This is a genomic window from Stenotrophomonas sp. FR010 (assembly GCF_047520755.2).
GTDB lineage: Bacteria > Pseudomonadota > Gammaproteobacteria > Xanthomonadales > Xanthomonadaceae > Stenotrophomonas > Stenotrophomonas sepilia.
In genome coordinates this window covers 37,556-51,334 of record NZ_JAXBQT020000009.1, presented here as the reverse complement: position 1 = coordinate 51,334, position 13,779 = coordinate 37,556, and the positions used below count along the sequence as shown (strand labels likewise).

Genomic DNA, 13,779 nt, shown 5'->3' with positions numbered 1-13,779 from the left:
TTACGGCTGGTAGCGGATGTCAGCGTCGACGCTGCTGCCGCCGGCCTTGCCATCCTTGCCCAGGCTGACCAGCTCATAGGGCTGGCCTTCGCCCGGTGCGCGGTATTCCAAGGCGTGGCCCCACGGGTCGTTCAGGTCGGCCGGCTTGGCGTACGGGCCGAGCCAGCCGCCAACACCGGCCGGTGCGGTCACCAGGTCATTGAGCGAGCCGGGCAGCTTGCCGGTGTCGATCTGGTAGTTATCGATCTTGGACGCCACGGTCTGCACCTGCGCCTTGGCGATGTTGGCCTTGCCACGGTCGGCACCGCCCAGCACGCGGCTGGCGACCAGGGTCAGCACCGCGCCGATCAGCACGATGACGATGATGATTTCCAGCAGGCTCATGCCCGACTGGTTGCGCGCGGCAGTGAAGGAAAGGCGGATCGGTCGGCGACGGGCAATCATGGACGGTCCTTTCAGTTGCGGAGTGTCGGGGTTGCAGGGAGTGCCATCGTCAACCGATGGCATTGGTCAGGTCGTACAGCGGCACCAGCACGGCCACGATCACCGCGCCCACCACCGAGGCCAGCACCAGGGTGATCGCCGGCACCATCGCCGCCAGCAGGCGGTCGATGCGCCGGGCACTATCCTGTTCGAAGGTGTCGGCCGCCTTCAGCAGCATGGTATCGAGGGCGCCGGATTCCTCGCCGACCTGGATCATCTGCAGGGCCAGGCGCGGGAAGCGCTTGCCGCGCGACAGTGCCAGCGACAGGCCGGCGCCGTTCTTCACTTCATCGGCGGCCGTTTCCACGTCGGCGGCGAGTGCGCGGTTGCCCAGCACGTTGCGGGCGATGCCCAGCGCGCCCAGCAGGGGCACGCCGTTGCGCAGCAGGGTGCCCAGCGTGCGCGCCAGGCGCGCGGTTTCCAGTTCACCGACGAGACGGCCGATGCCACGGCGCTGCAGCAGCCAGCCATCCAGCGCCAGCCGGAACGCGGGTTGCCGCGCCTTGCGCTCGAAGAACAGCGCCAGCAGCGCCGGCACCACCAGCAGCAGCACCCACCAGTCGCGCACGAACAGGCCCAGCTGCAGCACCGCATTGGTGAACCACGGCAGCGCCACGTCCAGGCTCTCGTACATCTGCGCGAACTGCGGCACCACATAGCCAAGCAGGAACAGCAGCGCGCCGCCCACCACCACCAACAGGATGGCCGGGTAGACCAGTGCGTTGATGACCTTGCCCTGCAGCGCGCGGCTGCGCTCGAGGTAGTCGGCCAGGCGTTGCAGGGTTTCATGCAGGCTGCCACCGGCTTCGCCGGCGCGCACCATGTTCACGTACAGCCGCGAGAACAGCCCATGCTGGCGTTCCAGCGCGGTGGACAGCGGTGCACCGCCGCGCACCACGTCGCGGATGTCGGTGATCGCGCGGCGCGATCGTTCGTCCTCGGGCAACCCCAGCAGGATCGACAGCGCGCGGTCCAGCGGCTGGCCGGCACCGAGCAGGGTCGCCAGCTGCTGGGTGAACTGCAGCAATGCAGCGCCCTGCAACGGGCGCTGCTGCAGCAGGTTGCGCCAGCTGCTGCCGCCGATCGCGCCGGCGTCGGCCAGCTGCGTCTCCATCGGCAGGTGGCCCTGGTCCTGCAGGCGCGCGATCAGCTCGGCCTCGCTGGCCGCTTCCATCTGCCCGTCGAAGACCTCACCGTGCGGATTGAGCGCCTTGTAGCGGTAGTTCGGCATGTCAGCCCCGGCGCCCTGCACGCATCAGCTTTCCTCGGTCACGCGCAGCACTTCCTCGATGGTGGTCTGTCCGCTCAACGCCTTGGACAGGCCATCCTCGTACATGGTGCGCATGCCGGCTTCGCGGGCGATGCGCTCGATCTCGCCCATGCCATCGCGACGCATCACCGCACGCCGCAGCGCATCGTTCATCACCAGGAATTCCATGATGGTGGTACGCCCCAGGTAGCCGGTCGGCGCCAGCGCCGAGGGCTTCGGGCGGTAAAGGTGGATCGGTCCCTCCGGCTGCAGGCGGCGCAGCTCGAAGCGTTCGATCTCCTCTGGCGAGGCTGCGTAGCGTTCGGCATGGGTCGGCTCCAGCCGGCGCACCAGGCGCTGGGCGAGGATGCCGTTGATGGTCGAGGTGAGCAGGTAATCCTCCACGCCCATGTCGAGCAGGCGGGTGATGCCACCGGCCGCATTGTTGGTGTGAAGGGTGGACAGCACCAGGTGGCCGGTCAATGCCGACTGGATGGCGATGCGCGCGGTTTCCAGGTCGCGCATTTCACCAATCATGATGATGTCCGGATCCTGGCGGACGATGCTGCGCAGCGCGTTGGCGAAATCCAGGCCGATCTGCGGCTTGGCCTGGATCTGGTTGATGCCCTCGATCTGGTATTCGACCGGATCTTCCACCGTGATGATCTTGACGTCGGCGGTGTTGAGCTGGCTCAGCGCGGTGTACAGCGTGGTGGTCTTGCCCGAGCCGGTCGGGCCGGTCACCAGCAGGATGCCGTGCGGCTGCTCCAGTACCTTGCGGAACTGCGGCAGGAAGGCGTCGGTGAAGCCGAGCCGGTGGAAATCGAAGACCACCGTTTCACGGTCCAGCAGGCGCATCACCACGCTTTCGCCATGCGCGGTGGGCACGGTACTCACGCGCAGGTCCAGCTCCTTGCCCTGCACGCGCAGCATGATGCGGCCGTCCTGCGGCAGGCGGCGCTCGGCGATGTTGAGCCGGGCCATGATCTTGATGCGGCTGATCACCGCGGCGGTGAGGTTGGCCGGCGGGCTTTCGCCCTCCACCAGCACGCCATCGACCCGGTAGCGGACCTTCAACCGGCTCTCGAACGGTTCGACATGGATATCCGAAGCGCGCAGTTCCACCGCACGCTGGATCACCAGGTTGACCAGACGGATCACCGGCGCTTCCGAAGCGAGGTCGCGCAGGTGCTCGATATCGTCGACCGCGCCGCCCTCGCCATCGGCGGTTTCCACGATCGCGCCCATCGCGCTGCGGCCCTGGCCGAACCAGCGCTCGACCAGGTCATCGATCTCCGCGCGCATGCCCAGCACTGGTGTCACCGGAACCCCCAGCGCCAACTGCACGGCCTGCTGCGGATAGGCATCGTGGGCATCGGCCAGCCACAGACGCACCCCGTGTTCATTCAGCTCCAGCGGGCACACATGGAACTGTTTCAGGAAACGCAGCGACAGCGGCAGTCCCTCGGCCAGCGCCTGCGGCGGGGCTTCCGGCACCTGCTTGCCCTCCAGCAGCGGCAGGCCCAGCACCTCGGCGCTGGCCTGTGCCTGGTCGCGTTCAGACACCAGGCCCAGGCGCACCAGCAGGCCCAGCAGGCTGCCGCCGGCCTCGGCGTGCAGCGGCCGCGCGCGCGCCAGGTCTCCTTCCTTGAGCCGGCCGCGTGCCAGCAGCGCATCCAGGATGCGGCCTTCGGCATCGTCGGTAACGGTTGCAGCGAGCGCGTTCACGTGACTCTCCTGTCAATCGGACCGACTTTAGCAGTTAAGCCATGATTTCCGCCGCCATGCGGCCAGCTTTCGTAAAAAGACGAAGCCCGTCACACAGGATGACGGGCCTCGGCCGTTCAACTACGACACGTCAGGCTTACTGCGTGGCGAGGATGCTCACGCCGTTGTAGGCCGCTTCGCCCACCACCTTGATGTAGTAGGTGCCTGCCACCGGCTTGTTCACCCGTACCGTTTCGGACGTGCCGGGACGGGTCGACTTGCCATCGTTGTCGCTGGCGCTCGGCTCGCGTCCCTGGGCGATGTAGACCGACACGTTGCCGGTGCCACCGTAGGTGATCACGCTGAGCTGCTTGCCAGCGGCTGCCTCGAAGCTGTACAGGCGGCTGCTGCCGGCCGTACCGTTCAGGCCCCCCACGGCGGCCTTGTTGGTCAGCGGCGTCGCCACCGGCCCGCAGTTCTCGGTGCACGGCTCTTCCAGTGCCTTGGCCAGCGCCGCCTTGGCATCGACGATGCCGGTGCCGATCGGGGTGGCGGTCGGGATGCTGACCGGGAACGGGCGCGCGGTTTCCTTCAGCAGCGCGCGCATCGCGGCGGGGGCCAGCGGATCCTTGCCCTTGGCGATCAGCGCGCTCTGCACCAGTGCAGCGACGGCAGCCACGTGCGGCGAGGCCATCGACGTGCCACCCATGCCCATGTAGCTGTAGCTGCCTGACTCCGGCGTGGTGGCCGCATCGGAACCGGACTGCCAGACGTAGCCGCCCGGATTGCCATCGACGCTGCCGCCACCCCCCGGACCGGACAGGTCCACGCGGGTGCCGTAGTTGGAGTAGTAGGTGATGCCGCCGGTGATGCGGGTGGCGCCGACGGTCACCACGCCGTCGCAACTGGCCGGACGGTACTTGGATGCGTTGTCGGTCTCGTTGCCGGCCGCCACGACCACGGTGGTGCCACGCGAGATCGCGCCATTGATCGCATCCTGGTAGGTTCCGTCACAGCTGCCGCTTCCACCCAGGCTCATGTTGATGATCTCGGCCGGGTTGGCATTGGCGGGCACGCCCGCCACGGTGCCGCCGGAGGCCCAGGTGATGGCGTCGGCGATATCGGAAAGGTAGCCACCGCACTTGCCGAGCACGCGGACCGGCAGCACCTTGGCCTTGTGCGCGACACCGGCCATGCCGACGCCGTTGTTGGTCTGCTCGGCCACGGTGCCGGCCACATGGGTACCGTGCCAGGAGCTGTCCTCCGCGACGGAGCCGGTGTAGCACTCGTTGTCGTTCTCGACCCAGTCGCCATAGTCCTGCGCGCCCGGCACGCGATCGTTGGTGGCACGGCGCGACGTCTCGGCATCGCTGATGAAGTCGTAGCCTTCCAGCAGGTTGCCGACCAGGTCCGGGTGCTGCGGCAGGATGCCGGTGTCGAGCACGGCCACTACCACGCCCTCGCCCTGCGATACATCCCACGCCGACGGTGCGTTGATGCCACCGGTGGCGTTGTGCAGGTGCCACTGGTACTGCTGGTAGTACGGATCGTTCGGCGCCAGCGCCGGCTGCACGTCACCGGCGCGCAGCTCGGTGCGGCGCAGCTTCACGTCGGCTTCGGCGTACTGCACGGCCGGGTCGGCCTTCAGTTCCTTCAGCACGCGCTGCAGTTCCGCAGGCGCCAGGCGCCCCTGCAGGCGGATCAGGTCGGCACCGACGCCGAGCCTGCGCACGACCTGCGGGCCCAGCGTGCTGGCGCGGGCGGTGCCACCGGACAGGCTGGCGCGGGTCAGCGCGGACTGCACGGTGGACAGCTTGGCCGAACGGTCGCCCGCCGCAGCGGTGCCGGCACGATACTTGACGATGATGCGCTCGGCGCCCGGCTCGGCGGTGCTGGCCTGGCGCACCGGTTCACGGGTCGGCAACCCGGCGGCGTGGACGGCACCCACCGCGGTCATCGACAGCACGGCGGCGGCAAGCACATTGATGCGAAGGTTCTGCTTCTTGATCACGTCGAAATTCCTCTTCTGGGTCATGGATCGAACCAACACTGCGGCCATCATTCCTTGACGACTCCCGGCCGGCCCAGCCGGGATTGCCGTGACCTCCCCCCAGGCCCTCGTTGCAGGTGATGCGCCGGCGTGGGTGGCCGCCGGCGCAGTGGTTTGGCTTACCAGCCGAAACCAGCACCGACGCCAACCGAGCTGTCGTCGCTGCTGAAGGCACCGCCGAAGGTGACCGTGGCGCGATCGCTGATCGCACGCTGGTAGCCCAGCGACAACGCCGACTCGCCGCCCTGGAAACCGATGCCGACGCCGACCCGGTTCTGGGTGCGGATACCGGCGGCACTGGTGGCCATGTTGAGCATCGCCGCGCTCATGGCGCCCTGGCGGTCGATGCGGCGATCCATGTGGCGCAGGCGCCCGTCGATCTCGCCCTTGAACACATCGAAGCTGTCGGCGACGGCCTGCACGCGGCTGTCGGTGTAGCTGTTGGCAGTGGCCATGCCACGGTCCAGCTGGCCCTTGTTGACGGCGTCGGTGGCGGTGGTGCCGGCGGCGACGTTGGTGACCTGGCGTTCGTTGCCTTCGCTACCGACCGACACGGTGTTGGCACGATCGGCAACCGAGCCCTGGCCCAAAGCCACCGCGTTGGCAGCCGTGGCACTGGCACCCTGGCCGATGGCGGTGGACGAGGCGCCACTGGCCACTGCGCCCTCACCCATGGCGACGGCATTGAAGCCCGTGGCCGGGGTGCCAACCGGAATCCCGGCACCGGCGGCGGCGGCCGTCGGCGTGCCCTGCACGCGTGCGGTGCTGGCCGGTGCCGCGTCGGCGGTGGCCGGTGCGTCGGCGACGCTGGCCAGTGCGCTTTCATCCAGCGAGGCACTCATCGAACGCAGGCTTGCCGTTCCCGAACGCGTGCCTCCGGCGGTGCGGCGATCGATCTCGCTGACCTTGCGGTCCAGCGCACCGAGCGCATCGCCGACGTTGCTGTAGGTGGCGCCCTGGATCACGTAGTTCGGCGCCACGAACACGCCCTGCATGCCGACGCTGGCGCCACCGCCGAGGAAGCTGGCGGCATCACTGAGCGACTGGAACAACTGCCCGCCATTGATCGCCTGGCGGCTGCCGGCGGCGATGCTGCCGGCACCGACGTTGTCGATGGTGGTGCCCTGGAAGCCGGACAGGGTCAGGCGATCACGGCTGGCGTCGTCATAGCCGACTGCACTGGCCGCCGTGGTCTCGACCGTCGCGATGCGCGAATCGAAATCACCGACGCGGGTTTCCACTGCGCCCACGCGCTGGTTGGTGACGTTGAGCTGCGAACCGGTGACCGCATCGGTGCTGCCGGCAGCGATGCGGCCGTCGGCCACATTGACGATGCGCCGCGTGGCCGGGCCATCGGTGCCATTGCCGCCGCCGACCGAGACCACGTTGGCATCGAGCGCACGCGAACCCGCCCCCAGAGCCACCGAGTTCGCACCGGACGCGCCGGCGCTGTTGCCCAGTGCAAGCGCACCATTGCCAATGGCCATCGCGTTGGCACCCAGCGCATTGCTGCGTGCACCACTGGCACTGGCGGCCGAACCGACCGCAGCGGCATCGCTGCCGCTGGCACTGGCGGTACCCGCACCAGTGGCCTTGACGTAGCGTGCGGTGCCATCGGCGGTCGCCGCGACCGCATCGAGCTGGCCACGATTGACTGCATCGGTGCGCTCGGTACCGGCGGCGACACGGGTGATCTGACGATCACTGGTGCCGCTGCCCACTGACACGGTATTGGCACGATCAGCCACCGAGCCGGCACCCAGTGCGATGCTGCCGGCTGCCGACGCATTGGCGCTGACACCCACTGCGGTGGCATTCGCGCCGGTGGCCTTGCTGCCGTAGCCGACCGCCGTACCAAGCCGGCCACTGGCTTCGGCATAGCTGCCCAGCGCGGAGGCACCGTCAGCCGAGGCGTTGGCGCGGAAGCCGCTGGCCTGCGACTGCGTGCCGCTGGCCGTGGCCTGCGCACCACTGGCGGTGCTGTAGGCACCCTTGGCCTGGGCACCGGTGCCGCTGGCGCTGGCACCGAGTTCGCCGGCGCTGGCGCCGCTGCCCACCGCCACGCTGTCGACACCACTGGCCTGTGCGTTGTTGCCCAGAGCCGCGGCGTTGTTGCCGGTGGCCAGGGCATCGACGCCGATGGCGGTGGCGTTGACGGCCATGGCGTTGGCTCCGCTGCCCAGCGCGGTGGCGCCGTTGCCGACGGCGTTGGCCGCGTTGCCGGCGGCCAGTGCGTTGTCGCCGTCGACCAGGGCACCGGCTTCGCCATCGGCGTTGCCGCTGGCCTGGAACTGCCGGGCAGTCCTGTCGGCAACGCTGGCAACCGCGTCCAGCTGGCCCTTGTTCACCGCGTCGGTGGCCTCGGTGCCGGCTGCGACATGGGTCACCTGGCGCTCACCGCCCGCGGTGCCCACGGCCACGGTATTGTCGCGCTCGGCCTTGGAGCCGGCGCCCAGCGCCACGCTGTTCAACCCACTGGCGGTGGCACTGGCGCCCAGTGCCGTGGCATCTGCCGCATCCGCCCACGAGTTCCAGCCGATCGCGGTGGCGTAATCTTCGGTCGCCCAGGCGCCGGCACCGAAGGCCGCCGCGCCGGTGCCGCTGGCGCGCGACGGGATCAGGCCGAAGAAGGTGCTGCCACCGATGGCCACGCTCTCAGCGCCACTGGCTTCGCTGGACTGGCCGACCGCAACGGCACCGCTACCGGCCGCGGCGGCGCCGAAGCCCACTGCCGTGGTGTTGGCACCGCTGGCCGCCGAGCCGTAGCCCAACGCGGTCCCGAGGCGACCGCTGGCTTCAGCATAGCCACCGACCGCGGTGGTGCCATCGGCGGAGGCGGCACTGCGGAAGCCACTGGCCAGTGCCTGCGTGCCGCTGGCGTTGGATTCGGTGCCGGTCGCGGTGCTGTACGCACCACTGGCCTGTGCACGCGTACCCGCGGCGCTGGCACCCAGCTCGCTGGCGCTGGCGCCGGTACCGAGCGCAAGGCTGTCTTCGCCGGTGGCCTGTGCGGTACTGCCCAGTGCTGCGGCGTTGTTGCCGGTGGCCAGCGCATCGATGCCGACCGCCGTGGCGTTGGCCGCCAGTGCATTGGCGCCGCTGCCGAGTGCGGTGGCACCGTTGCCGATGGCGTTGGCCGCATCACCGGCCGCCAGCGCGTTGTCGCCCTCGACCAGGGCGCCGGTTTCACCATCGGCGTTGCCACTGGCCTGGAACTGCCTGCTGGTCTTTTCCGCTGCTGCGGCTACTGCGTCGAGCTGGTTCTTGTTGACCGCATCAGTGCCCTGCGTGCCAGCGGCCACGTTGGTGATCTGGCGGGTATTGCCACCACCGCCCACCGACACGGTGTTGTCGCGGTCCGCGATCGAATCGGCGCCCAGCGCCACGCTGTTGGCCGCGCGCGATTCGGCGGCGTTGCCCAGTGCGGTGCTGTTGATGCCACCGGACCAGGCGCCACCACCGACGGCGGTGGAGTAATTGCCCGATGCTTCGGTGGCCAGCACGCCGAACAGCGAACCGCCGACGGCGACGCTGTTGGTGCCGGTGGCCAGGCTGCCCTGGCCGGTGGCGGTGCTGTAGGCACCCGACGCCTCGGAGTCGCCGCCCAGCGCCACGCTGTTGGAACCGGAGGCATTGGCGAAGTTGCCGAAGGCGGTGGCATTGAACGCCGAAGCCTGCGCATAGCCACCGATGGCGGTGCTGTAGCCACCGGTCGCTTCTGCGCCGATGCCGAACGCTGCCGACGCGGTGCCGCTGGCGACGCTCTCGCTGCCGACCGCGGTGGCGCCGCTGCCGCTGGCGTTGCTGAAGTAGCCCACCGCCACGGCTTCCTCGCCGGAGGCTTCGGACAACACACCGTTGGCGGTACTGCCGGCACCACTGGCGATGCTGGCGGCACCGAACGCTGCGCTCTGCTCGCCGCTGGCTTCGCTTTCCGCACCCTGCGCGGTGGCGTACTCACCGGTCGCCTGTGCGTTGGCACCGACGGCGCTGGCGTTGGCGGCGCTGGCCAGCGCGTTGAAACCGATCGCCTGCGCGTTGTTGGCCAGCGCGTTGGCACCACTGCCGAGCGCGGTGGCGCCGTTGCCGATGGCGTTGGCCGCATCACCGGCAGCCAGCGCGTTGTCACCCTCCACCAGCGCACCGGCTACGTCGTCGCCGCTGCCACTGGCCTGGAAGAAGCGGCTGGTGGTGGTGGCGGTACTCGCGACCGCATCCAGCTGTGCCTTGTTCACCGCGTCCGTGGCTTGGGTACCGGCAGCGACGTTGGTGATCTGCCGCTCGTTGCCGCTGCTGCCCACCGACACCGTGCGTGCACGGCTGGCAACGGAACCGGCACCGAGCGCGACAGCATTGCTGGCGCTGGCGTTGCTGCCGGCGCCCAACGCAATCGCGCTTTCACCACCGGCCACCGTGTTGGTGCCGATGGCAATGCTGTTGAGGCTGTTGCCCAGCGCCTGGAAGCCCAGCGCCACGCTGTTGTCGCCATAGCCGAAGGCACCACGGCCGACCGCGGTGGAGCTGGCACCATTGGCCCAGCTGTTGTAGCCGATGGAGGTTGCGCCACTGCCGCTGGCCCACGCCGCGTTGCCGAATGCCGAGGCATTGGTGGCGGTGGCCCACGCACCCGAACCGAACGCTGCTGCGCCACTGGCCGTCGCCCAGCTGTAACCACCGACAGCGGTGCTGTCATCGCTGCTGGCGAAGGCGCTGTCACCGACCGCGACCGCATAGCTGCCGGTGGCGCGCGACTTGCCGCCTGCCGCGAAGCTGTTGTCGCCACTGGCCTTGGCGGCATTGCCGAACGCGCTGCTGGCAGCCCCGGTGGCCTGTGCACCGCTGCCGACCGCCGTGGCATCGGCGGCCGCCGTGGTGCCCACCTGCTGCGCCTTGCCGTCGGCGCCGATGATCGGCTGGTTGTACTCATCGTAGGCCTGCCCGAGGCCACCGATGGCAACACCGCCGTTGCCGGTGGCGCTGCTGTTGCGACCCACCGCCACGCTGTCATCACCGATCGCCGACGCGGCAGCGCCATGTGCAACCGCGCCGGCGCCAATCGCATTGCTCGACGAACCGGCCGCGACCGCGCCTTCGCCCTCGGCGAACGCACCGGCATCACTGCCCGCTTCGGGTTGTGCCTGGAAGAAGCGCGCGGTGCCGTCGGCGGTGCTTGCCACAGCGTCCAGCTGCGCCTTGTTCACTGCATCCGTCGCCTGCGTACCCGCGGCCACGCTGACGATCTGGCGTTCATTGCCATTGGTGCCCACGGCCACCGTATTGGCCCGATTGGAGCCCGAATAGGCGCCCAGCGCGACACTGTTTTCGGCGCCAGCGGTGGCGTAGTAACCGATGGCCGTGCTGTCCTTGCCGATGGCCCAGGTCTGCGCGCCCAGTGCACTGGCGTTGTCGCCTGCGGCATAAGCGAAGTAACCCAGCGCGGTGGATTCCGCGCCCACTGCTTCGGTGAAGCTGCCGTTGGCCAACGAGCGGTCACCACTGGCGACCGCACCGCCGCCTACCGCGGTGGAGGACACACCGCTGGCCCGCGTCTGCACATACAGTCCCATGCCCGGCACGATGTCGGCCGGGCCACCGATGGCAACGCTGCCAGCGCCGGTGGCGCTGCTCTGCGTTCCCAGGGCGGTGGCGTTGCTGCCACTGGCGGTGGCCGCCGCGCCGAAGGCCGCGCTGCCCTGCCCCGAGGCCAGCGCGTTGCTGCCGACGGCAGTGGCGCTCTGCGCGATGGCGACGGCGCCCGCACCCAGTGCACTGGTGCCATTGCCGATCGCATTGGCCGCCTCGCCAGCGGCCAGCGCATCTTCACCTTCGGCCAGCGCACCGGCATCGCTGTTGCTGCTGCCGGTGGCCTGGAAGTGCTTGGCGGTGGCATCAGCCACGGCAGCGACGCCCTTCAACTGGGCCAGATTGACCGCATCGGTGGCTTCACTGCCCGCGGCAACGCTGGTGATCTGCCGCTCGTTGCCTGCGCTGCCCACGGCCACGCTGTTGGCGCGCACCGCTTCGGAGTTCGCGCCCAGTGCAACGCTGTTGGCACCGCGAGCGGTGGCGTAATAACCGACGGCGGTACTCTGCGCGCCGCTGGCCCAGGTCTGCGCAGCGAGCGCGCTGGCATTCTCACCCGGGGCATAGGCGAAGTAGCCCACGGCGGTGGATTCCGCACCGGACGCTTCGGTCAGGCTGCCGTTGGCCACCGCACGATCACCGCTGGCAATGGCACCGGCGCCGACGGCCGTCGCCGCTTCGCCGCTGGCCTGGGTCTGCACGAAGAAGCCCAGGCCCGGAATCAGGTCGGCCGGGCCACCGATGGCGACGCTGCTGGTACCGGTGGCGGTGCTCTGCGTACCCAGTGCGGTGGAGTAGTCACCGATGGCATTGGCGACCGCACCGAATGCGGACGACTGCGCACCGGCGGCATACGCGCCAACGCCGTAGGACGACGCCGCAAATCCACTGGCTTCGGCACTGGCACCGACTGCAGTGCCACCGACGCCTGCGCTGGTGGCGCCGGTTTCCACCGGCACGCCGCCACTGGTGATCAGCGGATTGCCATCAGCATCAACGGCGGCACCGCCGACGGCGACGCTGCCCGGGCCGTTCGCCTGTGCGTTGTTGCCGAACGCGGCGCTGTTCTGGCCTGACGCCAGCGCGTTGTTGCCGATGGCGGTGGCGTTCTGCGCAACGGCCGTGGCACCGGCACCCACGGCGGTGGTGCCATTGCCGATGGCGTTGGCCGCCTCGCCGGCCGCCAGTGCCTCGTCACCTTCGGCCAGCGCGCCCGCATCGCTGTTGCGGCTGCCCGTGGCCTGGAAGTGCTTGGCGGTGGCATCGGCCACGGCGGCCACGTCCTTCAACTGGCCGACATTGACCGCGTCGGTATCTTCAGTACCCGCCGCGACGCTGGTGATCTGCCGGGTCAGGCCATATTCGGCGGCGCCGACCGACACGGTGTCGACACGGTCGGCCAGCGAGCCGGCGCCAAGCGCCACGCTGCCGGTGGCAACCGCCGCCGAGTTGGACCCCAGCGCGGCGCTGTACTCACCCACGGCGGTGCTGAACGCACCCACCGCGATCGATGCTTCGTTGGCGGCGGTGGCGCCGCGGCCCAGTGCGGTACTGCCCAGGCCCATCGCCACGGCACCGCCACCCACGGCAGTGGCGCCATCGGCAGTGGCTTCGGACAACGCGCCCAAGGCGGTGGCCGCGCCATTCTCGCTTGCCGCATAGGCACTGGCGCCGACGGCGGTGTCACCAAGACCGAACGCGGCAGCACTCTGCCCGACCACCACGCTGGCGTCACCGATTGCCAATGCGCCCTGGCCGAACGCGCTGGCGCCCAGGCCGGCGGCAATCGCCTGGGTACCGATGGCGGTGGTGGCATTGGCCAACGACTGCGCACCGGCGCCCGCTGCAACCGCGCCCTGCCCGTCGATCTTCGCCGCGTCGCTGTCATCACCTGCGCCATCGGCCTTGAAATAGCGGTTTCCATCTGCGGCGACGTCCGCCAGCGCGGCCTGCGTGGCGCGCGCCTGCGCATCCAGCTGTGACTTGTTCACCGCATCGGTGGCCTGGGTGCCTGCAGCCACGTTGGTGATCTGCCGTTCCTTGCCGGCATCGCCAACGGACACCGTGTTGGCGCGGGTGGCCCTGGAGCCTGCGCCCAGCGCCACGCTGTTGGCGGCAGTGGCGCTGCTGTTGCTGCCGATCGCCACCGCGTTGCTGCCCTTGGCACTGGCGGAGCCTTCCACCAGGCATTTTTCCAGCAGCTTGCCGCTGAATGCCACGCAGGTGGCGCTGCCGCCGATCTGCACCGACTGTGCAATGGCGGAACCGCTCAGGCCCAATCCCAGTACCAGGCCCAGTGCCACCGCCAACAGCGCGGGCGTGGCCGGTGTCGTATCGCGGCGCTGGTCGACAACACCACCGCTGCTGTCGGAGGAGGCCAGTTCCGAGGCCACCACCAACTGACCCAATGCTTTGTTCCAGACCTTGCGATAAATCCGATTCATCGGTACGGCTCCTGATTGGACTGGTTTTGGGCAAAGCAACGCCACCGCCGGGCCTTCTGGCCCAACGTCCCCTGGGGGCGTTTTTTCGCGTGATTTACTGCGGGGTATTGCCGAACGGCGCGCAGCGACAGAAAACCGAGCGCGTACGCCGAGCGGTTACTGCGGAATGAATGGTTCTGAAACGGGGTTCAAGTGTTAACGGCAACTTTGCAGATCGTCAAGACTTTGACACGACAAATGCTATTGCCGTGAAGCAGTTCACC

General features: G+C 69.1%; 5 protein-coding genes. All 5 read right to left on the bottom strand.

The annotated features are described in order from the left end of the window. Positions 1 to 444, bottom strand: coding sequence for a type II secretion system major pseudopilin GspG (gene gspG / locus ACM0PK_RS10185; RefSeq protein WP_005415225.1), 444 nt, complete (start codon positions 442 to 444; stop codon positions 1 to 3). Between the two features lie 49 nt (positions 445 to 493). Continuing rightward, positions 494 to 1,714 carry a type II secretion system protein XpsF gene (gene xpsF, locus ACM0PK_RS10180; protein ID WP_069139470.1) on the bottom strand — a complete coding sequence of 407 codons (1,221 nt, stop codon included), beginning with the start codon at positions 1,712 to 1,714 and terminating at the stop codon, positions 494 to 496. A 24-nt stretch (positions 1,715 to 1,738) separates the two neighbouring features. Beyond that, a complete protein-coding gene (gene gspE, locus ACM0PK_RS10175; protein ID WP_053499707.1) occupies positions 1,739 to 3,460 on the bottom strand; it encodes a type II secretion system ATPase GspE in 1,722 nt (573 codons plus the stop codon). A 136-nt stretch (positions 3,461 to 3,596) separates the two neighbouring features. Next, on the bottom strand, positions 3,597 to 5,450 hold the full coding sequence (locus tag ACM0PK_RS10170; RefSeq protein ID WP_072168891.1) for a S8 family peptidase: 1,854 nt from the start codon (positions 5,448 to 5,450) through the stop codon (positions 3,597 to 3,599). 158 nt (positions 5,451 to 5,608) lie between these two features. Then, the gene (locus ACM0PK_RS10165; protein WP_414607523.1) at positions 5,609 to 13,516 is read right to left on the bottom strand and encodes an ESPR-type extended signal peptide-containing protein; all 7,908 of its coding nucleotides are present in this window, start codon (positions 13,514 to 13,516) and stop codon (positions 5,609 to 5,611) included. Positions 13,517 to 13,779: the final 263 nt, after the last annotated feature.

Excerpts from the sequence above, each read along its gene's own strand:
- gspG (WP_005415225.1), bottom strand. The coding sequence starts at position 444 with ATGATTGCCCGTCGCCGACCGATCCGCCTTTCCTTCACTGCCGCGCGC.
- xpsF (WP_069139470.1), bottom strand. The coding sequence starts at position 1,714 with ATGCCGAACTACCGCTACAAGGCGCTCAATCCGCACGGTGAGGTCTTC.
- ACM0PK_RS10165 (WP_414607523.1), bottom strand. The coding sequence starts at position 13,516 with ATGAATCGGATTTATCGCAAGGTCTGGAACAAAGCATTGGGTCAGTTG.